Origin of the sequence: Streptomyces iconiensis, from assembly GCF_028657195.3 — a bacterium.
GTDB classification, from domain to species: Bacteria; Actinomycetota; Actinomycetes; order Streptomycetales; family Streptomycetaceae; genus Streptomyces; species Streptomyces iconiensis.
In genome coordinates this window covers 39266-60960 of the sequence record NZ_JANCPR020000007.1, presented here as the reverse complement: position 1 = coordinate 60960, position 21695 = coordinate 39266, and the positions used below count along the sequence as shown (strand labels likewise).

The following is a 21695-nucleotide window of genomic DNA, read 5'->3' as shown; positions in this document are numbered from 1 at the left end:
GCGTGGACGAAGCGCGAGAGGCCCGTTCGTGACCTGTGCGTTTCGCGTCGCGGTGAAGCACTGAAACAGTGAAGCGGCCCACTCACCGAAGTGCGCGGCCCGAGCCCTGAATGATCGCACCAAGGGCCCCCGGTCAGCGAATCCTGAGCGCTACCGGCCGACGACACCGAACCGCGCGCCTGTCCCGGACAGCGCTGCTCCCGTGAGCGCTGCCCCGGTGTCGGAACCACGCCGGCGAAACCGGCACCCCTTGCCGCTCGGGTGCCCACACCGGGGCATCCCGACGGCCTCGCTCACAACGCCCGACCCCAGCGGCCCCAACAACCGGCACGGCCGGCACAACCGGCCTGCCTCTCCTGTCTCGCGGCACGTGACCGGTCAGCGAAGCCGAGGGCTTCCTTACCCGCGTTTGGGAAGCGCGCGGCGGGCTACCCGGCAGGAGCGTCCGCCCGTCGATACCGGACGAAGGCGCCGGAGAGTTGAAGTCACAGCTCCCGGTGCCGCCCGTAGCGAGCCCACCCAGCAGTCACTACCGGTCGCTGAGACCTCTCAGCGCGCGGCGCAGCTCGCGCTGCATCTCCTCGGACAGGTGCCCGTCCTGTGCCGTGGCGACCAGGGCCACGGCCACGTCCCGGAGTTTCACGTTGCAGTGCTGCGATACGTCCACCAGCACGCCCCAGGCTCTCTCGCTGGAGCACCGCGCCAAGGCCATCACCATGCCGCGCGCCTGGTCGATCGCGGCACGGCTCGACAGGGCCTTGCTCAGCTGCTCGTTCTTGGCACGCAGTTCGAGGACCTCGGCGACGAGAGCCACGGCCTCTGTCGAAGCCGTGGCCGCCCACAGCCGCTGTTCTTCATAGGGCGTGGCCGCTTGATGCATGATGTTTGCCTCATAACGCAGTGACGCGAGCAGTGTTCCGCTGGCCCCCGGGGGATACCGCCGTGGTCAGCGTCGGGCCAGTTGCCTCTCGCCGGCCGCGCCGTGCTCGTAGGGCAGCCCGTAGTGCTCGAAGATCGCTTCCTCGTCCCCCGCCGGCAGGACGTCGTCGGTACCGATCGAAGGGGCCGTCTTCACCAGCGCCTTGGCGTAGGTGACCTTGAGGTAGCCCGGACCGGCGATCGCGTCTGCGAGGGGGACGAAGATCAGACGGTGCCGCGTGGGCAGTCCGGTGCGCACCGTGGCCATGGCGGGTTCGTCGGTCGCGGTGTCCACATAGACCGCTTCGAGGACCCCGACCTTGTGCCCCTCGGTGTCGATGACGTCGAGGCTGCGCCACTCGCGGACATCGGCTGCGTGGATCATGACGTCTCCCTCCTGGAAGCCGCGCCTCGTCGGCGCGGCGCTCAACGCCGGTCTGCTGTATGGAAACGCCGGTCTGCTGTGTAGAGCCGCACCAGTGCACGGCGCAGCGCCCGATGCATCTGCTCGGGGAGCGGCTCGTCCTCCGTGGTGGCGACCAGGGCCGCGGCGACTTCCCGGAGTTTGAGATCGCACTGCCGCGCGACCTCCACCAGCAGCCCCCTCGCCGCCCCGCGACGGCACGGGGTCAGGACCATCACCATGCCGCAGGCCCGATCGACGACCGCGCGGCCGGCCATCTTCCGACGAAGCTGATCGTTCTCGGCGCGCAGCGCGGCTGTGTCCTGCTCCGTTCCCTGGCCCGTGTCCTGCCCCCTGGGCTCACTCCCCCATGCGGCCTCGGCCCTCAGATGCCACCGCTCCGCGTGGATCGTGGTCGTCCGCTGCATGAACACACACCTCTTATCGGGTTCGCGGTGTCCGGCCCGGCCGAAGCCGCTCCCGGGCATCCGGGCGGCAGGCTCCTCGCGGTCACCTGTCATGTTCGCGGTCCCGGCGGTCCCGGCGGTTCCAGCGCCCCCGGCGTTGGCGGCTGTAGCGGCGGTCCCAGCGGTCCTCACGATCCCGGTGGTCCCGGTACTCCCCGTAGTCGGAATCGTGACCACGCCCCCTGCCACGACGCCGGTTCCGACCGGGGCCAACGAGCGCGAAGGCGAGCACGGCCGCGGCCACCCACCACAGGGCGTTGAGGAAACCCAGACCGAAGAGGACCAGGAAGAGGAGAGAAAACAAGACGGTCACGGCGGGCCTCCCCGCGGGCAGAACGATGCGTCGCTGCCGGGGTCAAGGGCCTCCTCCTCAGCGTACCCCGCCCGGGAACCGCGGATACTTCGCGGCGTCGACGCGAAGTGCCGGGCGGAGATGGCTACTTGACGCCGGGTCGGGCTCCGCTGCGACGGCTGGCGTGCGCCGCGCCGGTCCCCCGGCAGCGCCGAAGCAGCAACCACGCGCCTCTGGGCGCACCCTGCGCATCGCTGCCCGGGGCCCGCCCCGTCACCAACGGGGCCCGTTCCGCAACCGTCGATCGCCACGCGATCCCGGGTGAGGAGCGATGCGCTCCCTACGGGTAGCGCCCTGCTGCCCGCCACGTCGCGCGCACCTGACCACAGGCGGTACGCATGTACGCGCTGCCCGTTCCGGCACCGGCCCCTTCGCCCTGCTCACCATCGGCACGAGCCTTGCCTGGCAGGAGCCTTGCCCGGTGGGAGCCTTGCCCGGCGGGAGCCTTGCCCGGCGGGAGGACACGTCCTGCCAGCGGCCTAGCCGGTCGAACCCCCCGCCGCCGCTTTCTTCTCGGGGCCATCCCCGCGTGCGCGGGGAGCAGGCACTCTCCCTGCTCATCGAGGCCGCGTACCTGGGACCATCCCCGCGTGCGCGGGGAGCAGTCTTGCTGACCTGGGCGTTTACCGGGGGAAGCGGCCCTCCTGAGCAACAAGTAGGGACTCGGACATTTCCACCACCCGGTGAACGAACCGCAACTCTACGGGGAAGTCATCGCGTACCGCACCCGCAGGCCGCACAGGGCCGCAGCCCGTGGTGACGAAGCCGCCAGGTTGCCCGCCGGGTCGAACGTGGTGGGCGCGCCCGCCAGGTCGGACGTGGGTTGGGTGCCTCCGCGTTGCGGGCCGAGGCATCGCCGTGGGCCGCCTTCGAACTCCGCTCCGTAGGGATATGCGGAGCGCACGCGGCCATACGCCCTCCTCGGCCCGGCGACCGGACGACCGGGCCAGCCAGGCTTGCTCCGGGTCGGCGGCGGAATGCGCCCGTCACGTAACGGAAGGGCGGATCGTGCACGCGACGACCGGCTGCGCGCAGGCGCGTCAGGGCACATCGCGGACTCCGAAACGCGCTGGCCGCGCGCCCGGTCGGGGTGGTGCCGGGTGCGCGTCCCGGCGGTGGGTGACAGGCGGGCTGGGCCCGCTGTCCGCCATCGCGTAGCCGTACCGCGGTACTCGGACGCGTACCTTTGCTACAGAGGTACGGCGGCACCGGGGAGTTGCATGAAACCTGATCAACCCTCTGCTCCGCGTTGAACAGAAGGGACTTGTGCAGATGGGGAACACTTCTTCAGCCCGCAGGGCTGTGTCTCCGCAGTTAGTCGATCTCGGCCGATTCTTGATGACGCGTCGCGCCGAAGTGACGCCCAGGCAGGTCGGTTTCCCCGACGCCGGCAAGCGCCGCACTTCCGGGCTGCGTCGGGAGGAAGTCGCCTTGCTCGCCGGGGTCGGCGTCTCCTGGTACACGTGGATCGAACAGGGCCGGGCGGAGAACGTTTCGGGGAACGTGCTGGACTCCATCGCCCGCGTGCTCCAACTCAGCGAGAACCAGCGGCTGTACATGCGTCAGCTGGCAGGCGTCCAGGCGGTTCCGCATCCGCCGGCCGCGAAGCTGGAGGCCGAGCCGATGCGCCCGTTCGTGGACAACTGGTGGCCCAACCCGGCCTATATCGCCGACCACGCCTGGAACATCGTGGTCGCCAACGCCGCCGCCCAAGCGCTCCTGGGCATCGACGCGGCGCAGGAGGCCAACGGCCGGCCCTACAACGTGCTGCGGGAGTTCTTCACCAGCGAGCACGTGCGCTCGGCGTTCCCGAGCTGGGAGGAGGCCGCGCCGACGCTGGTCGCCCGGTTCCGCAGCCACGCCGCGCAGCATCTCGACGAGCCCGCCATCCCGGCGCTGGCCGATGAACTCCTTTCGGTGAGCCCGTACTTCGCCGAGCTGTGGCACCGGTACGAGGTGGTGGAGGACTCCTGCGGCCCTGAGGTCCTGAGCCACCGTGACGTGGGCGAACTCCACTTCACCCGCGCCACCCTCGACTTCACCCGGCGCATCGCCATGCGGATGACGGTCTTCCTGCCCACGCCTGGCACCGGCACGGAGGCGGCGCTCCGGCGGCTCTCCCATGTGACGCTGTCCCAGGGCATGAACACCGTCGATCCGCTCGGCGAGACCCGGTGACCGGGTCCGTCAGCAGCCTGGCCCCGATGAAACCGGTGAGCGTCACGGTCGGTACCCACCGGCTGACGTATCTGCCCGACGGGTACGTGCAACTGCACCCGCGCACGTGGTACCCGGCGTCGCCGGACTCGTTCTGGTCGGGCAAGGGGGACCATCTCGACGCGGACGGTTGCCTCGTCGGCTCCGTCGGCGCCCTGCTGGTGGAGTACGGGAACCAGGCGATGCTTGTCGACACCGGCTTCGGTCCCGCCCGTATCCCCGCCGACCGCACCATCGCGCCCCTCGGGCGGATCGAGGGCGGCGCGCTTCCGGCCAGCCTGGCCGCCGTGGGCCGCACCTTCGCTTCGGTGAGCTGCGTCGCGTTCACGCACCTGCACGACGATCACGTCGGCTGGGCCACCGATCCCGGTCTCCGGAACGCGCGGTTCGTCACGTCGGCCGAGGAGTGGCGCGGCGAGCCTCGCGCGGTCGCCGGACACGCCGCCGCGGTGTCGGACGGCGAGGAGATCTTCCCGGGCGTCCGGGCGCTCGCCACACCGGGCCACACTCCCGGACACCTCTCCTACGTGATCGGGGGAGAGGGGGCGGGAGGGGAGCCGGGTGGCGCGCGCGCCGTCGTCGTCGGCGATGTCCTGCACTCCCCCCTGCAACTGGCCGACCTGTCGTGGAACGCGTTCTCCGACACCGATCCCGCGCGGGCGGTGCACAGCAGGAAGCGGATCGTCGCGGAGCTGTCCCGGCCGGGCACGATCGGATACGCGGGCCACTTCGCCGGCGCGGTCTTCGGGCGACTGGCCCTGCACGATGAGCCCTGTCCTGGGGTGTCCCATCCCGGGGCGCCCGCTCCCGAGGCATCCGATCGGGAGGTGTCCGACCCGGAGGTGTCCGATCCCCGGGCATCCGCTCCCGAGGCGCCCGCTCCCGAGGCGCCCGACGGCTCCGTGCCGAGCAGCGGGCCGCGGCGACGCTGGGAGCCGCTCACCGCCTGAGCCGGACGGGACAGGGCGGGACGGGACGGGGCGAAGGCCGGGAGATGCGCCGCGTGTCTGCCCCGACCGTACGTTCACGGTCAGGTCAGGTCAGGTCAGGGCCGTGTCCAGGCACGCCCCGTCCTGCTTCCTCCCGTGCGCCGGGGCGGGTTCGCGGCGTGTCTGTTGGCGCGACCAATATGTTGTCTGCGCACTGGCAGATGGTGCGGGCCGCCCTGAGGCTGGGGACATGTCCTCGACGGTTACCTCCCCGACGTGCCCGACGTCCTCGGCATCCCCGACGGCTCCGGCGTCCTCGGTGTCCCCGACGGCTCCGGCGTCCCCGGCACTCCCGACGGCCCCGGCAACGCCGGTCGCCTCGCGCCGTCTACGGGCCATCGCCGGAAGGTTCACCACCGGAGTGGTGGCCGTGACAGCGCTGCGCGAGGAGGACGACACCCCGGTAGGGCTCGCTGTCAACTCGTTCGCCTCGGTGTCACTGGAGCCGCCGCTCGTACTGTTCTGCGTGGCCAGGACCAGCACCAGCTGGCCCGGCGTACGGTCAGCGGCACGCTTCTGCGTCAACATACTCGGCGAGGGGCAGCGCCAGCTCAGCACGCGCTTCGCGACGAGCGGCGCCGACAAGTTCAGCGGCGTGCCGTGGACGCCGTCGCCGGGCGGAGGGCCCGTGCTCGACGGGTCCATCGGCTGGATCGAGTGCTCCGTCGAGGAAGAGGTCCCGGCCGGGGACCACACCGTCGTCCTCGCCCGCGTGCACGACATGGACGCCCCTCGCGAGGGCTCCCCCCTCGTCTTCTTCCGCGGGCTCTACGGGCGCTACGCCCAGCTCTGACGCGGTCGGCACCGGCAACGAGCCCCGGCCCGGCTCCGGTTCCGGCCCGTCCGGCCGCAACTCCGGCCGCAACTCCCTCTGGTCCACTCCGCATTCGTTCGAAAGGAAGATTCGTGGCGCACAACGCTGCCCCGCTCGGTGTGGGGATCGTCGGACTCAGTGCGAACGGTGGCTGGGCCGCCCGCGGGCATCTGCCCGCGCTCTCCGCGGCCGGAGGCTACGAGCTGCGCGCGCTGACCGCGTCCTCGCCCGAGTCGGCGCGCAAGGCCGCCGCCGCCTTCGGGCTGCCCGACTCGGCGGCCGGGACGGACGCCGGTGCTCTCGCAGCCCGGGACGACATCGACGTCGTGGTCGTCACCGTGCGGGTGCCCCGCCACCGGGAGCTGATCCTTCCGCTTCTCCGTGCCGGCAAGACCGTGCTGAGCGAGTGGCCGCTCGGCAACGGACTCGCAGAGGCCGACGAACTCGCCGCGCTCGCGGCCGAGTCGGGCACCCGGACGGCCGTTGGCCTCCAGGCACGCTCCGCGCCCGTGGTCCGTTACCTGCGGGACCTGGTCGCCGACGGATACGTGGGCGAGGTCCTGTCCACCACCCTGGTCGGTTCGGGCGGCGGCTGGGGTCCGGCCGTTCAGGAGCGGTCGGCCTATGTGGCCGACCGCGCCAACGGCGCCACCATGCTCACCGTTCCCTTCGGGCACACCCTCGACGCGCTGACCATGGTGCTCTCCGGCTTCGACTCGTTGTCAGCGACCACCGCCACCCGCCGCCCCGAGGTCCGGGTCACCGAGACCGGCGCTTCGCTGCCCATGACGGCCGAGGACCAGATCGCGGTGACGGGGCAGCTTTCGGGCGGGGCCGTGGCCTCCCTGCACTACCGGGGCGGCTCGTCGCGCGGCACGAACTTCCTGTGGGAGATCAACGGAACCGAGGGCGACCTCGTGGTGACCGGCGGCTCGGGCCACCTCCAGTTCGGGCAGGTGGAGCTGCACGGCAGCCGCGGCGAGGAGGCCGAACCCCGCCGGCTCACGGTGCCGGAGAGCTACGAGCTGGTGCCCGGTCTGGACGGGCCCGCCGGGGTCGTCGCCAACGCGTACGTCCAGCTGCGCACCGACCTGACGGAAGGCACCTCCCTCGTGCCCGACTTCGCACACGCCGCGGCGCACCACCGGCTGCTCGACCGCATCACGACGGCTGCCCGCACCGGCACCCGCGCCTGACCACTCTCCCTCCTCCCCCGCACCCGCACCGCACCCGCACCCGCACCCGCACCCGCCGGCCACGGGTCGGCCTGGGCCGCCCCGGGCCACCGCAACATGCCCGAAGAACACCGTTTTCCCACCAACTGAGGAGCCCTCATGCACACCGGCTTCGGAGCCTTTCTCTCCCCCCTGCACGCCCCCGGCCAGGACCCGCACCTGACCATCCGGCGGGACCTCCAGCTCGTGGAGCATCTCGACGAGCTGAACCTCGACGAGTGCTGGTTCGGCGAACACCACTCGCTGTCCTGGCCGACGATCGGCGCCCCCGAGACCCTGATCGCCGCGGCGGCCGAGCGCACCCGTCAGATCAAGCTCGGCAACGGCGTGGTGACGCTGCCGTTCCATCACCCGTTCCATGTCGCCACCCGGACGATCATGCTGGATCACCTCACCCGTGGCCGCTACATCCTGGGCGTCGGCCCCGGTGCCACGCCCAACGACGCGCACATGCTCGGGCTCGACGCGGGCGAATTGAAGCGCATGGCGCGCGAGGCGATACCGACCATCCTGGAGCTGGTCAACGGCGAGGAGCGGATCTCCGAGAAGACGGACTGGTACACGCTCCAGGACGCCAAGATGCAACTGCCGCGCTACAGCAAGCCGGGCATCGAGATGGCGATCTCCAGCGTCGGCACGCCCAACAGCCCGCAGATCGCGGGCCAGTACGGGCTCGGCCTGCTCTCCTTCGGCGCGGCGCCCCCCGGCTGGCCGTCCACGGATCTCGCCCAGCAGTGGCGGTACGCGGAGGAGTCAGCCGAGGAGCACGGCCAGACCGTGGACCGGCGCAACTGGCGGATCGCCATACCCCTGCACATCGCGGAGACCCGCGAGGAGGCGTACCGCGACGCGCGGGCCGGCTTCGGCAAGTGGCTGCACGGGTACTGGGGCGAGTCGGTCGGCGCGGACGTCGCCGCGGGCCTGGAAGGCGTACCGGAGTCGCGGGAGCTGGAGACGACCGTCGAGCAGGGCCGCGCGATCATCGGCTCGGTCGAGGACGCCGTCGAGGCGATCCAGCGGCTCCAGGAGACGACCGGCGGGTTCGGCACGTTCCTCACCTACGTCGTGAACTGGGCCTCGTTCGACAAGGTCAAGCGCAGCTTCGACCTGCTGGCGAGCGAGGTGGCCCCGCGGTTCACCGGGTCGGCCGAGCGCGGCCTCGACTCGATCCGGTGGAGCAAGGAGAACCGGGCCGTCTTCCCGCACACCGAGGCGCTGCGCAAGCGCCTCAACGGCGCCACGAGCTGAGCCCGTCCGGCGTTGCCACGTTCCGAAGCTCCCGAGCTCCGAAGTCCCGCGTTCCGAAGACCCGCGTTCCGAAGTCCCGCGTTCCGAAGACCCGCGTTCCGAAGACCCCACGCCCCGAGGGGAGTTCCTACGCCCCGACGGCAGTTCCCACCTTCGTTCCGACATGTGTGAACGGGATTCCTGGGTACTGACTTCACCGTGCACCGATCACCGCACACAACGGAACAGTCAACTCCAGTACCCGGGCTCCCTTTTCACCCCTGCGGGAAGCGTTCTGCGCTTCCCGCAGGTATGTGCAACCGACCTCTGCGATTGCAGCTCCCCGCATACCTGTTGTTCCTGGCAATACCATTAACGGACACTGGTACGTACCTGGTTTCCATGTGAATCTGGACCGGTGATCAAGCGAATAGCAGTAGTCGGCGCCTACGGGTCGGGGAAGACAACTCTCTCCACGGCGCTCGCCCATCTGACCGGTCTTCCGCGTACCCACGGGTCTCCTATGAGGGAGCCGCTCGGCGGTGAAGGACACAGCGTCAACAACTGGACGAACGGCCAGTTGATGCAGTTGACCGTGCACCGTTACGCCGAGCGGCTGCTCGGTGAAGCAGCACAGCCGCAGGGGTTCGTCTCCGACGGCTCCACCGTGCACGAGTGGGTGTACGCGAAGCTGCGGCTGGTGGCCGGTTCCAGCCCGGGTACCGAAATCCCCCTGGAGAACCGCCACCGGAGCACCGAGACCGCGGTGCTTGAGGCGGCGGTCGACGACATCGGGCTGCTGATGAAGCGCCACGCCCGCACCGCCTACGACATCTTCGTGCACGTTCCCGTCGAGTTCGGACTCGACCCGGACAACCGCCCGGTCAACGAGAACTTCCGGCGCCTTTCCGACGCCCTGCTGCTGCCGGCGCTGGAGGCGACGGGCGTGCCCGTCCGCACGGTCGACGGAGACCTCGCCGACCGCCTGAAGCAGGCCGCCGAGCACCTCGGGGTCGCGGAGACGGCGGTCATGGACGTCGAAGAGGCCGTACGTCTCACCACGACACCCACCCGCGAGTAACCACCCATCCCACCAGGCCCGTTGGGCTTTCTCCTGCAAAGGTGACACCTCTGTGACGGCTCTCGAAGTCCCCAGTTTCAAGGACAATCCAAAGCTCAAACTCGCGATTTCCGGCACCTATTCGACGGGAAAGTCGACCACCACCGAAGCCCTTTCCATAGCGACCGGAATTCCCCGTACCCACGCCAAGACCTCCCGCGAGCTGCTCGTCGACCTCGTGCCGGGCAAGACCGTCATGGAGCTGAACGCGATGGAGCTGGTGAAGCTCGGTCTGCGGCGTTTCGAGGAGCGCGTGCACAACGAGTCCAGCGGTGACGCGTTCATCTCGGACGGCGGTGTCTTCCACGAGTGGGTCTATTTCGAAGGCCGTATGCGCGTCGGTATCAACCCGGGCGCCGACTGGTGGATCAAGGGCATCAAGAAGGTCGTCGGCCTGCCGGTGAAGCACTTCTACCAGCGCTACACCGACACCCTGGGTGAGATCACCCGCTCCCGCGCCAAGCGCGTCTACGACGCCTACGTGCATCTGCCGGTCGAGTTCGACATGGAGCCCGACGGCCACCGTCCGGTCTCCGAGAAGTTCCGCCGGCTCTCCGACGACCTGCTGGTCGAGGCGCTGGACCGGATGGACATTCCCTACCGCATCGTCGGCGGCCCGATCCCTGACCGCATCGAGAAGATCGTGGAGATGTTCGACCTGCCGGTGGTCGTCCCGATCGAGGAGGCCATCGAGGAGGCGCGGCGCCGCGTCCTGGCCGACATCGAGGACCTGAAGGCCGACGCCCGCTTCCACGAGGCACGGCGCCAGAAGTCGCTCCCCCGCCGCATCGCCTACGCCATGCGGTACTGACCGACCGTTCGCGTCGCGTTCCCCTCCCCGGAGTTCCCTCCCCCTCTCCAAGTTCCGTCTTCCTCCCCGGAGTTCCCGACCGTTCTCCAAGTCCCGCGTTCCTCCCCTGAGTTCCCTTCCCCTCCTTCGAAAAAAGTCCCCCCTCAAGAAAGGAAACCGTTGTGTCCAGCAACGTGTCCGCACGGCCGCGACAACTGGGAGCAGTGCTCGCTCTGCTCGCCTTCGCCCAGATGATCATCGCCGTCGACTACAACATCGTCTTCGTCTCCCTCCCCCAGATCGGCGAGCACCTCGGCTTCAGCTCGCAGAACCTCCAGTGGGTGGTGTCGGCCTACGCGGTCGCCTTCGGCGGCTTCCTGCTGCTGGGCGGACGCGCGACCGACCTGTTCGGCCGCAAACGGATGTTCATCTTCGGCCTGTTCCTGTACGCGGCCTCCTCGCTGGCGGGCGGTCTCGCCCAGGAGCCGTGGCTGCTGATCGTGGCCCGCGCGGTGCAGGGCCTCGGCGGCGCGTTCCTCGCTCCCGCCACGCTTTCCCTGGTCACCACCCTGTTCGCGGAGGGCAGGGAGCGTAACCGCGCCCTGTCCGTGTGGGGCGCGGCAGGCGGCTCCGGCATGGTGCTCGGTTCCATACTCGGCGGTCTGCTGACCGACGCGTTCGGCTGGCCGTCGGTCTTCTACGTCAACGTCATTCTGGCGGGCGCCGGAATGGTCGCGGCGATGTCGCTCCTGCCGGCCGACCATGCCAAGACCTCGGGCGCCTTCGACCTGCCGGGCGCGGTCACCGGCACCCTCGCCTCCACGCTGTTCGTCTTCGCGCTGGTACAGGGCCCCGAGGCGGGCTGGGGCTCGGGGCAGGTACTGACCACGCTGGCCGTCGCCGTCGTGATGCTGCTGCTCTTCCTGCTCATCGAGAGCAGGTCCAAGGCTCCGATGGTCCCGCTGCGGCTGTTCAGCAACCGCAACCTGTCCACGGGCGCCGGCATCACCTTCCTGTTCATGGCCACCTTCGGTGCGCTGGCCTACTTCCTCACCCAGTTCTGGCAGGTCGTGCAGGAGTACAGCGCCTGGACCACCGGCTTCGCGTTCGTCGTCCCGTCCGGCAGCGTGCTGATCGGCACCATCGTCGGCGGCAAGTGGGCCACCAGGTTCGGCGTCCGCAACACCCTGTTCATCGGGCTCACCATGGGCGTCGCCGGCACCGTCGCGCTGGCGCTGACGCTGACGCAGGATGTCTCGTACTGGGTCCTCGCCCCGTCGCTCCTGCTCCTCTCGCTCGGCCAGGGCATCGTCTTCACGACCATGTTCGCCGCCGCGACCACCGGTGTGCAGGCGCAGGACCAGGGCATCGGCTCCGGTATCGCCACGACGGGCCAGCAGATCGGCGGTGCGGTGGGTCTCGCCGTGCTGATCGCCATCGCCAACTCGGTGAACGGCGGTGGTACGGGGGACACGGCGCAGCTGACGGACGGCATCATCACCGCCACCTGGGCGATCGCCGTGGGCATCGCGCTGACGTTCCTCGTGGTGCTCAACCTCAGCAAGCGGACAACCGGGACCGACGACCACATTGATCCCGCCCTGTCCGAGCCCGTACCGGGCACCCCGGAGCCGGTACAGGCCGCACACACCTCCTGATGCCGGGCCCCAGGTGACCGCAGGCTCGGGCCGTGCGACGGCCCGGGCCAGGAACCCAGCATGGTTCAGGAAGCCGAGGGGCACATCACAGCCGGACGCCGACGACACCCGGTCCACTTCTGCTGAGGGTCCCGGACGTCGCCGCCGTCGTTCAACAGCCGCACCCCGAAGGGCGATCGCTGCCTACGAAGGAAAGTCCATGACCGTCGCACCACCTCTGGTCACCTTGAGAACCGTTGACGATCTCCTCGGCGCACGTGAAGGGCGCTTCTTCGGCGAGGGTTTCAAGCGCGTGCACCACTCGCTGACCGGCATCGCCATTGACGACGGAACCATCACCGCCACGGCGGGCCTGGAGTTACCGGGCACCTGGTCCCGCAAGGGCGGGACCAGTCAGCGCCCTCACCTGTCCACCATCGACGTCATGCTGCTCGGCGCACAGCTGACCGGCCTGTACGCCGCACACGCGGGCCGGCTCGGCCCCGGCACCCCGTTCACGGTCCGCTCGTGCGTCATCAAGGCCGGGCGCAAGCCGCAGGAGGACGACCTCGACACGTTCGCGGTCTCCGGACGTCTGGTGGACGCGCCGGACGGCGGCACCGTGAACATGGAATGCCGGATCGGTCTGCTGACCGTACGCGTCGAGGCTGCCGTGGGAACCGGCCGGCCGGCGTGCGACTCCTGGCCCGGCGCGGGCCGTTACGGCTCAGCGGCCGAGCTTCCGGGCGTCTGGAACGACGCGCCGTTCGGCGTCCCGCACCGGGACCGGGCCCAGTTACTGACCGACGTGAAGGTGGACACGTCGGCCTCACTGGCGCGGGCGGACCTCGCGCTCTCACCGGGCGGCGAGGCGACCATGGTCGATCTGTTCGTCTCCGCACTCCAACTGGCCCAGGTCCTGCTGTACTCGCTGGACGACGTGGCCAGGGCCGACAGCAACACGCTCTGGATGCGCCGCACCGTCATCCGCGCGGCCGACGGCACGCGCCCTGCGGGGGCCGGCGAGAGCCGGTTCGAGGTGTCGCTGAGCGAGCCGAGGCTGCTGGAGAGCGCGCAGGGCACCTGGCGCAGCGCCGACGTGCTGACCACCTATGCCGGGCAGCGGCTGACCTGCTCCGTCGCGCACCTCCTGCCCGCCTGACGGCGGCCGGCCGCCGCTCCACGCCGGCGGTCTTCCCCGGCGCTCGGTCCCTTCCGCCCCTTCCCGCCCCTCCCCGGCCTTCACGTTCCCGGCCTTCACGGCTCTTCTCAGGAGGCGAGACGTCATGCTCCAGCCAGCGGTACTCACCGGCCTCGGTGCCTACCTGCCACCGCGCCGCGTCAACAACGAAGAACTCGCGGACCGTTTCGACACGACAGACGAATGGATCACCAGCAGGACAGGAATCCGCACCCGCCGCTGGGCCGACCCCGGCATCTCCACCGGCGACCTGGCCGTGGAAGCCGGTCACCGTGCGCTGAAGTCCGCCGGGCTCGCCCCGGAACCGGGCACCGTCGACCTCGTCGTCCTGGCGACCACGACCCCCGACCACCCCTGCCCAGCCACCGCGCCGGACGTCGCGGCCAGACTCGGGCTCGGCGCCCCGGCCGCCTTCGACATCAGCGCGGTGTGCTCCGGGTTCATCTACGCCCTGGACACCGCGGCCAACGCCGTGCTGGCCAGTCGCGCGCGCAACGCGCTCGTCATCGGCGCCGAGACGTACTCCACCATCCTCAACCCGAAGGACCGCACCACCTCCGTGATCTTCGGGGACGGGGCCGGCGCGGCCGTGCTGACGGCAGGTGAGGAGGGCCAGGACGGCGCGTTCCAAGGCTTCGACCTCGGCTCCGACGGCCAACAGAAGGATCTGATCCGTATCCCGGCCGGCGGGTCGCGGCAGCGCTCCCAGGGCACGGCGCCGGCACCGGGTGACGAGTACTTCACCATGCGGGGCCGCGAGGTGTTCCTGTCCGCTGTCCAGCGGATGACCGAGTCGTCGCAGGCGCTGCTGGACCGCATCGGCTGGACCACCGACAGCATCGGACACCTGGTCGGCCACCAGGCCAACTCGCGCATCCTGCGTGCCGTCGCCGAACAGCTCCGCGTCCCGGCCGAGCGCGCGGTGGTCAACCTCGACCAGGTCGGCAACACATCGGCTGCCTCCATACCGCTCGCCCTCGCCGACGCCGCGGCCGACGGCCGTCTCAAGGCCGGAGAGCGGCTGTTGCTCACCGCCTTCGGCGGCGGACTGACCTGGGGGTCCGCCGCGCTGACCTGGCCCGACATCGTCCCGGCCTGACCCACGCCTCCCACTGATCCGTTCCGGAACACCGAGGAAGGACACACCATGAGCATCCAGAATCAGATCCAGGCCCAGGCCCAGAACCAACCCAAGACCCAAACCCAGACCCAGATGCAGACCCAGACCCGGACGCAGGCCCAGCCCTGGACCCAGGCCCAGCCCGGGGCCGATGCCACTGTTCGTGAGCTGAGCCAGGAGGTACTGGCCACCGTCCGCGGCAAGTTCGAGGCGCCCCAGGAGTCCACGGCCCTCACCCCGTACGAGGACATGGAGTTCGACTCCCTCGTGCTCCTGGAACTCGCGGTGCACCTGTCGAAGGAGTACGGGGTCGAGGTCACCGACGCGGAGATCCTGGACGCCTCGGACGTCGCCCGTACCGCGGCCCTGCTCGTGGGGAAGGACGCACGGCCCCATGGCTGATCCGGCCCCGGCACCGCGCGGGGCGGCGTTCTTCGATGTGGACGGGACCCTGACCAGGGGCACCACGCTGTTCCGGTTCCTGGAGTACCGGTTCGCTTCCGAGGGCCGTGCCGCGCACACCTACCGGCACGAACGGCAGCGGCTGCGCGCGATGACGGCGGGAGGGCTGCCGCGTACGGAGACCAGCCGCGCGTACTTCGCCAGTTACGAGGGTCTCGACGCGTCCTACGTCGCGCAGCTGGCGGCCGAGTGGTTCCGCGGCGAACTGGCGCACGGCAAGTTCCTGCACGAGCCCACCGTGTCGGCCCTGCGCGAGCACCAGGCGGCGGGGGAGCCTGTCGTTCTCGTGTCAGGCTCCTTCCCGGCGGCGCTCGCGCCACTCGCCCGGCACCTCCGCGTGGACGCGGTGCTGGCCACGGAACCGGAGATCGTCGGCGACCTGTACTCGGGCCGCGTGCACACCCCGATGATCGGCAGCGCCAAGGCGGAAGCGGCCCGTTCCTGGGCACGGGCGCGGGGCGTCGATCTGACCGCGTCCACCGCATACGGGGACCACTCCTCGGACCTGCCGCTGCTGGAACTGTCCGGGCACGCCGTGCTCGTGGGCGGCGAGCCGGAGCTACGGGAACGGGCGCGGTGGGAGGGCTGGCGGCAACTGCCGCCGCCACGCCCCGCACCCGCGCTGCGGCTGCCCGCCGCGCTCACCCCACCGGACCCCGGCCCCGGCCCCAGCCCCGGCCCGCCACCGGATCCCTGTACGCCCTCGAACGCCGCCGGGGGGCTCCCGGCCTGACAGAAGACCAGGCCCCTGGCCGAAGACCAGGCCGGGACCAGCCCGGCCCCGCACACCACCCCGCGACTGGCTCTCCCCGAATCATCTCTTTCAGCACAGGAAGGACCCTTCGGTATGCGCGCAGTCGGAATCCTGGAATTCGGCGACCCCGAGGTGCTCGAAGTCGTCAACCGCGCCATCCCCGACCCGGGGCCTGGTGAGCTGCGAGTCCGCGTCGCCGCAGCCGCCGTCAACCCGACGGACCTGATGCTCAGGTCGGGTCAACTCGCCCAGTACGTAGCGGAGTTCGGCCCGCCATACGTACCGGGAATGGACGTGTCCGGGACCGTCGACGCGGCGGGCGCCGACACCCTGTTCGCGCTCGGCGACCAGGTCATGGCGTTCGTCAACCCGTTCCGCCCACAGGGGGGAGCGCAGGCCGAATACGTCATCGTCTCCGTCGAGGACACCGCACTCGTGCCGCCGGGCCTCGACCCGGTCGAAGCAGCCGGGCTGCCCATGAACTCCCTCACCGCCCACCAGGCACTCGGCCTGCTGGCGCTGCCCGCCGGGTCCACGCTCGCCGTGACGGGCGGCGCGGGCGCGCTGGGCGGCTTCGTGATCCAGCTCGCCACGCACCGGGGCCTGCGGGTCGTCGCCGAGGCGACCACGCAGGACGAGCAGTTGCTCAAGCAGCTCGGCGCGGAAATCCTCGTACCGCGCGAGGTGCAGCCCGGAAACGGGGAGGTGGCGGACCTCGCCGACCGGTACCGCTGGGCCGTTCCTGAGGGCGTGGACGCGGTGGTGGACGCGGCCGTGGTCGGCGAACCCGTACTCCGCGCCATCCGCGACGGGGGCCGGATCGTCACCTGCCGCCCCGGCCTCCTCGCCCTGGAGCGCGGGATCACCCAGCACGAGGCGAACGTCCTCGCCCACCCCCGCAAGACCGAGGCCCTCGCCGAACTGGCGGCGCTGGCCGCCAGGGGAACGCTGACCGTCCGTACGGCCTCCGTACTCCGACCCGAGCAGGCCGGCGAGGCGCACTGGCGCCTCGCGGGCGGCGGGGTCCGGGGGCGTCAGCTGATCACCTTCGACGAGCGGGAGCCCCACTGAGACGGAGCGCACGCCCCTCTCCCCCGGGGCGCCCGCAGACCTCCGGCACGATGAGGCCCGGGTTCGCCGGTTGGGCCGCCCCGGGTGCGGGGGCCTCCAGCGGGTCTATGTTCCGGCGACGCGCGGTGCGCGTTGTGGTCCGGCGATGCGCGGTGCGCGTTGTGGTCCGGCGATGCGCGGTGCGCGTTGTGGTCCGTCAACGCGCGATGCGTTGGTCCGCCCGTCCGCGCCAACTGCGGAATCCAGCACCTCTCCGCCCGCCGACCTGCCCTGTACCCGGGCCGGCTCAGTTCCGGCCACCCCAGCTCCGGCCGCCCCGAGCCCAGAAGTCGGAACCGCCGGCCGCTGGCCGCGCCCGGGCCCGGGCCCGGGCCCGCCCGACCTTCCCCTCGCGGACCGCGCGTTGCCCCGGGAGTACGGGCTTCCCGGGGCAACGGTTACGGCGACGTGAGGCTCAGCTCAAGTGGTGGATGGTGACGGTCACCGATCCGTCTTCGCCGGGGATGGTGTACTCCCCGGGGCCGTGGTACGGGGCGCAGCCGGCGGCGAGAACGTCGTCCCTGTTGATGCCGGTGTCGTCCTCCCCCACCTCAGCACACACCCCCCTGACGGAATGGTCGACGAACCTGTGTGTGACACCGGACTCCGGATAGCGCGGCAGAGTGGGGGTGTTGAGGTCCCGGTCCGGGTGCTCCCACAACGTCGTCTGCCGGCCGACCCCGTTCACGGAGACATAGCCGTACGGTTCGGGCAGGTTGTCGTTGTCTTTCTCTTGGGGGTTGGAGAACTCGATCGAGTACACGATCGGCCCAGGCCCCTGCGCCTGAGCCGGGCTGGTGCTCGCCATGCCGACCAGCAGCAGCGTGGCTGAGGCAACGGCCGCCAGGCGGCCTACGGATTTGGGACGCATCCCTGTCTCCTTCAACTTCGAGTAGTCGAGTGACTACGGAGCGAAGACTAAGGAAGGGGTACGGCCGCGACGCGAGCGCAGCAGATAAACCAACCTGGCGAATGAGGCCACTGCTCACTCCCGCCCCACCACGGTCGCGAGCGACCAACCTCCCCCGGAAGATGACCATTTCAGTGCGCCACCAGGACTCGCGGGTCGCGGGTCACCCTGACTGGCCCGAGGAGCAAGCCGTGGCCGCCGCCCCTCGCGGGGCGACATACGGCGCCAACCTCCGCTCGCAGCCCCACTGCTGCGGCGCGGATCGCTTACGCCCGTCTCGGGCATGCGGAGTACCGAGATTCTGCGGCCATCCCCAGGACGGTCTTGCTCACCCCATGGACCACCCCAGGAAGCTCAACCGCACCTTGCGGTGCGGATCGCCGACACTCGTGTCCGCCAACCTCCTTCAGAGCAACCGGAGCCCAGACTCCGAACTGGGCCTTGAGAGCTGCCCCTTCGTCCGGGCCGAAGAGGTCGTGGGTTCAAATCCCGCCACCCCAGCAGCTGAAGCACCAGGTGCCCGGCCGGGCCGGTCAAGAACTGCGGGTTCACGCCGTGGCGACGGCGCCTGCGCGGATGCACGAGACTGACGAGCGCGGGTTGGTGCGGCTGGCCGACGGTGAGAGGGAACAGCGCGAGGGCGACGGCGCATACGCGACTGTGCGATCTCACTCCCGCTGGGCTCGGTGCCGACACGGTCGGGCCTGTCGCTCATTCTGCCGCTGAAGAGCTGCAGGGCATGCGGGTCCCCGAGGGGGCCTCGCCTCTTGCCACCGCCGAAGTGTCCCTGCGCGCGGAGTGAGAGGCGGTCCTCCCTCTTGAGAGCCGCAGCCAAACACGCTCAGTGGCAGCAGACAACTGACGAGAAGGCGTGTGTAGGTCTCACATCCCGTGTCGGAATCTCATAGCCGGTGCCGGAAGAGAGCCGGATCCGACATGCCGCTGAGACGCGCAGGTCACGCCTGTAACTCGTCGCGGTCGTGTGGTGACACCGACGCCTGGAAGGCGAAACGCGGCGCCGGGAACATCCGGTCCGGCCGGCACGGTTGCATGGGTCGAGGGGGCGGCGCCGCGGACGGGGAACAGGGGGACCACTACGTCGCCCGCCCCACCAGGATCCGGGCCCCGGGGTCGCGGCATGCCCGCCGCGCACTCGGACCACGATGTATTCCAGCAGGAGGACTTTTTCATGACTGACCGTCCCTTGACGCTCATGGCGGTACACGCTCACCCCGACGACGAGGCCACCGGTACCGGAGGGGTCCTCGCGCGGTACGCGGCGGAAGGTATGCGCACGGTTCTCGTAACGTGTACCGACGGCGGTTGCGGTGACGGAGCGGAGGGTGTCAAGCCCGGCGAGCCCGGGCACGATCCGTCGGCCGTCGCCGTGATGCGCCATCAAGAACTCAAGGAGAGCTGCGACGTCCTGAAGGTCAGCCATCTGGAGACGCTGGACTATGCCGACTCCGGGATGAGCGGCTGGCCGAGCAACGACGCCCCCGGATCCTTCTGGCAGAGCCCCGTCGAGGAAGGCGCCGCCCGACTCGCGGAACTCATGCGGCACTACCGACCCGACGTGGTCGTCACCTACGACGAGAACGGCTTCTACGGGCACCCCGACCACATCCAGGCCCACCGCATCACGATGGCGGCGCTGGAGATGATCACGCTGACGCCGAAGGTGTACTGGACGACGATGCCCCGCTCGGTGATGCAGCGGTTCGGGGAGACCATGCGCGAGTTCCATGAGGACATGCCGGAACCGGATCCTGCCGAGGCCGCCGCGATGGCCGAGATCGGCCTCCCCGACGACGAGGTCACCACCTGGGTGGACACCACCCCGTTCAGCGGTCAGAAGTTCGATGCACTGGCCGCGCACGCCAGCCAGGGCGAGAACATCTTCTTGCTCAAGATGGGCAAGGAGCGTTTCGGCGAGTTGATGGGCATGGAGACCTTCCTACGTGTCAAGGACGCCACCGGCGCGCCCGTACCCGAGAACGATCTCTTCGCCGGATTGCGCTGATCCGCCCGTCCGACCAGGGCCAGGGCAGGGCCATTCCAGGACCAGGGAAGACTCGTCGGCCGCACAGCGCGATCGCGTGCGTCACACGCGCCCAGCCCCAGGGCCTTGTCCACGCGAGTTCCGCTCCAGCAGGCCGAGTTCCGCTCCGGCAGCCCGCATCCGGGCTCATGCCCCCCCCCGGGTTGTGACGCTCTGACCATGCGATGGACGGTGGTGCACGACGCCCTCAACGGTCTCGCCGGGTGGCAGTTGTCTACCGCCTGACACAACCCCAGGTCGCGGGACAGGACATGCGTCTCCGCACCGTCACGCAAGGAAAGACAACCCGCACCTTCCGGTGCGGGTTGTCGCTGTTCGTGCCCGCTCGTATCCGCTCGTCGCCGTTCGTATCCGCTCGTCGCCGTTCGTGTCCGCCAACCTCCGCCAGGCAACCGGCACGGTACCGGCGGCGGCACGTGCATGGCCGGTACGGGCGGGGAGGGGCCGGAGGAAGCCCCCCGGGGGGATCAGGTCGCGGAGACCGATTGCGTTGCCCGGTCCGTGGCGGAGTCGGCCGTGTCCTGGGGGGCCGGTTCGCTGCGGGGGCCGAAGGCGCGGCGTGCCGCGTAGGCGAGCAGGACGACGGCGAGGCTGCCGAGGCTGGTGAACAGCTGCGCCCGCTGGTCGTCGATCACTGCCATGGCCACCAGGACGGCGGCGAAGCCGGCCATCACCAGCCAGGTCAGGTACGGGAAGAGCCACATGCGCAGGGTCAGGCGCCCGGGGTCCTCACGCTCCAGGCGTCGCCGCATTCTCAGTTGGGAGATGCCGATCATGAGGTACATGAAGATCGCGACAGCGCCGGAGGAGTTGACCAGGAAGCTGAACACCGTGTCCGGTGAGAGGTAGGCCAGGATCACGGATATCCATCCGACCGCGGTCCCGGCGAGGATCGCGCGGACCGGCACCTGGCGCTTGTTGGTCTTCACCGACCACTTGGGAGCGTCACCGTGCGAGGCCAGTGCGAACAGCATGCGCGAGGAGACGTAGACCGAGGAGTTGAGCACACTCAGCACAGCGGTGAGGATCACCACGTCCATCACCGTGCCGGCGCCCTTGAGGCCGATCGCGTTCCACGCGGCCACATAGGGACTGGCCAGCACCTTTGCGCTGTCCCAGGGAACGATCGTGACGACGAGGACGATCGAGCCGACGTAGAAGAGGATGATCCGCCAGATGATGCCGGTGGTCGCACGCGCCACGGATCGCTGCGGCTCCTTGCTCTCGGCCGCGGCGATGGTGACGATCTCCGCGCCGCCGAAGGCGAAGATGACCACGACGATGGCCGAGAAGATCGCCGTCGATCCGTTCGGAGCGAAGCCGCCGTGCGAGGTCAGATGGGAGAAGTCGAGGGAACTGCCCGGCCAGGCACCGAAGACGTGGAGCCCGCCGACGATCAGGAAGGCCACGATCGCGGCTACCTTGACGGAGGAGAACCAGAACTCGAACTCGCCGAAGGACTTCACGGAGAACAAGTTGGTGGCCGTCATCACGGCCATCAGGCCCATGGCGAGTACCCACAGCGGCACATCGAGCCAGTTGTGCAGGATCGCGGCACCCGCGACCGCTTCGACGGCCACGATGATGACGTAGTAGTACCAGTAGAGCCAGCCGATGGTGAACCCGGCCCAGGGGCCGATCGCGCTCCGTGCGTAATCGGAGAAGGACCCTGTGGAGGGCCGTGCCACGACCATCTCACCCAGCATGCGCATGGTGCACAGCACGAGTGCCCCGGCGAGGCAGTAGGAGATGATCGCGGCCGGCCCCGCGGTCTTGATCACCGATCCGCTGCCCACGAAGAGCCCCGCACCGATCGCGCCGCCGATGGCGATCATCGACATATGGCGATTGCGCAGTGAACGGTTCAGCTGTGGTTGTTCTCTGTCCTGAGCGGCAGTGGGCATGGG

Annotated in this window: 20 protein-coding genes; 14 read left to right on the top strand and 6 right to left on the bottom strand. The window is 70.0% G+C overall.

What is annotated here, in order from left to right; genetic code table 11:
* Positions 1–529: 529 nt before the first annotated feature.
* The 4 genes from NMN56_RS08775 to NMN56_RS08760 all read right to left on the bottom strand — a co-directional run bounded on the left by NMN56_RS08775 (position 530) and on the right by NMN56_RS08760 (position 2101).
* Positions 530–880 (bottom strand): ANTAR domain-containing protein, encoded by a 351-nt coding sequence (locus NMN56_RS08775; protein ID WP_274042360.1) that lies wholly within the window; start codon positions 878–880, stop codon positions 530–532.
* Between the two features lie 66 nt (positions 881–946).
* Positions 947–1303, bottom strand: coding sequence for a PRC-barrel domain-containing protein (locus NMN56_RS08770; RefSeq protein WP_274042359.1), 357 nt, complete (start codon positions 1301–1303; stop codon positions 947–949).
* Between the two features lie 41 nt (positions 1304–1344).
* Positions 1345–1749, bottom strand: a complete 405-nt coding sequence (locus tag NMN56_RS08765) for an ANTAR domain-containing protein (protein ID WP_280842733.1) — start codon at positions 1747–1749, stop codon at positions 1345–1347.
* 82 nt (positions 1750–1831) lie between these two features.
* On the bottom strand, positions 1832–2101 hold the full coding sequence (locus tag NMN56_RS08760) for a hypothetical protein (protein ID WP_274042357.1): 270 nt from the start codon (positions 2099–2101) through the stop codon (positions 1832–1834).
* 1311 nt (positions 2102–3412) lie between these two features.
* Between NMN56_RS08760 and NMN56_RS08755 the strand changes: the two genes are divergently transcribed.
* The 13 genes from NMN56_RS08755 (at position 3413) to NMN56_RS08695 (ending at position 16777) form a co-directional block, all read left to right on the top strand.
* The gene (locus NMN56_RS08755; RefSeq protein WP_274042356.1) at positions 3413–4318 is read left to right on the top strand and encodes a helix-turn-helix transcriptional regulator; all 906 of its coding nucleotides are present in this window, start codon (positions 3413–3415) and stop codon (positions 4316–4318) included.
* A gap of 26 nt (positions 4319–4344) precedes the next feature.
* A complete protein-coding gene (locus NMN56_RS08750) occupies positions 4345–5307 on the top strand; it encodes an MBL fold metallo-hydrolase (protein ID WP_274042355.1) in 963 nt (320 codons plus the stop codon).
* A gap of 298 nt (positions 5308–5605) precedes the next feature.
* Positions 5606–6139 (top strand): flavin reductase family protein, encoded by a 534-nt coding sequence (locus tag NMN56_RS08745; RefSeq protein WP_274042636.1) that lies wholly within the window; start codon positions 5606–5608, stop codon positions 6137–6139.
* Positions 6140–6252: 113 nt separating this feature from the next.
* A complete protein-coding gene (locus NMN56_RS08740) occupies positions 6253–7356 on the top strand; it encodes a Gfo/Idh/MocA family protein (protein WP_274042354.1) in 1104 nt (367 codons plus the stop codon).
* Positions 7357–7494: 138 nt separating this feature from the next.
* A complete protein-coding gene (locus NMN56_RS08735) occupies positions 7495–8643 on the top strand; it encodes an LLM class flavin-dependent oxidoreductase (protein WP_274042353.1) in 1149 nt (382 codons plus the stop codon).
* A gap of 397 nt (positions 8644–9040) precedes the next feature.
* Positions 9041–9703, top strand: a complete 663-nt coding sequence (locus tag NMN56_RS08730; protein WP_274042352.1) for an AAA family ATPase — start codon at positions 9041–9043, stop codon at positions 9701–9703.
* A gap of 52 nt (positions 9704–9755) precedes the next feature.
* Positions 9756–10553 carry an ATP/GTP-binding protein gene (locus NMN56_RS08725; protein WP_274042351.1) on the top strand — a complete coding sequence of 266 codons (798 nt, stop codon included), beginning with the start codon at positions 9756–9758 and terminating at the stop codon, positions 10551–10553.
* A 161-nt stretch (positions 10554–10714) separates the two neighbouring features.
* A complete protein-coding gene (locus tag NMN56_RS08720; RefSeq protein ID WP_274042350.1) occupies positions 10715–12190 on the top strand; it encodes an MFS transporter in 1476 nt (491 codons plus the stop codon).
* Positions 12191–12389: 199 nt separating this feature from the next.
* Positions 12390–13331, top strand: coding sequence for an AvrD family protein (locus NMN56_RS08715; RefSeq protein ID WP_274042349.1), 942 nt, complete (start codon positions 12390–12392; stop codon positions 13329–13331).
* 124 nt (positions 13332–13455) lie between these two features.
* Positions 13456–14469 carry a beta-ketoacyl-ACP synthase III gene (locus NMN56_RS08710; RefSeq protein WP_274042348.1) on the top strand — a complete coding sequence of 338 codons (1014 nt, stop codon included), beginning with the start codon at positions 13456–13458 and terminating at the stop codon, positions 14467–14469.
* Between the two features lie 48 nt (positions 14470–14517).
* A complete protein-coding gene (locus NMN56_RS08705) occupies positions 14518–14892 on the top strand; it encodes an acyl carrier protein (protein WP_274042347.1) in 375 nt (124 codons plus the stop codon).
* On the top strand, positions 14885–15685 hold the full coding sequence (locus tag NMN56_RS08700; RefSeq protein ID WP_274042346.1) for an HAD family hydrolase: 801 nt from the start codon (positions 14885–14887) through the stop codon (positions 15683–15685). Before NMN56_RS08705 ends, NMN56_RS08700 begins: the two co-directional genes overlap by 8 nt.
* 114 nt (positions 15686–15799) lie before the next feature.
* The gene (locus tag NMN56_RS08695; RefSeq protein WP_274042345.1) at positions 15800–16777 is read left to right on the top strand and encodes an NADP-dependent oxidoreductase; all 978 of its coding nucleotides are present in this window, start codon (positions 15800–15802) and stop codon (positions 16775–16777) included.
* 454 nt (positions 16778–17231) lie between these two features.
* On the opposite strand, the gene NMN56_RS08690 is transcribed toward NMN56_RS08695, so the two are convergent.
* A complete protein-coding gene (locus tag NMN56_RS08690) occupies positions 17232–17687 on the bottom strand; it encodes a hypothetical protein (RefSeq protein ID WP_274042344.1) in 456 nt (151 codons plus the stop codon).
* Between the two features lie 1228 nt (positions 17688–18915).
* On the opposite strand from NMN56_RS08690, the gene NMN56_RS08685 reads away from it, so the two are divergent.
* On the top strand, positions 18916–19749 hold the full coding sequence (locus tag NMN56_RS08685) for a PIG-L family deacetylase (protein WP_274042343.1): 834 nt from the start codon (positions 18916–18918) through the stop codon (positions 19747–19749).
* Positions 19750–20255: 506 nt separating this feature from the next.
* On the opposite strand, the gene NMN56_RS08680 is transcribed toward NMN56_RS08685, so the two are convergent.
* Positions 20256–21692 carry an amino acid permease gene (locus NMN56_RS08680; RefSeq protein ID WP_274042342.1) on the bottom strand — a complete coding sequence of 479 codons (1437 nt, stop codon included), beginning with the start codon at positions 21690–21692 and terminating at the stop codon, positions 20256–20258.
* Positions 21693–21695 lie beyond the last annotated feature (3 nt).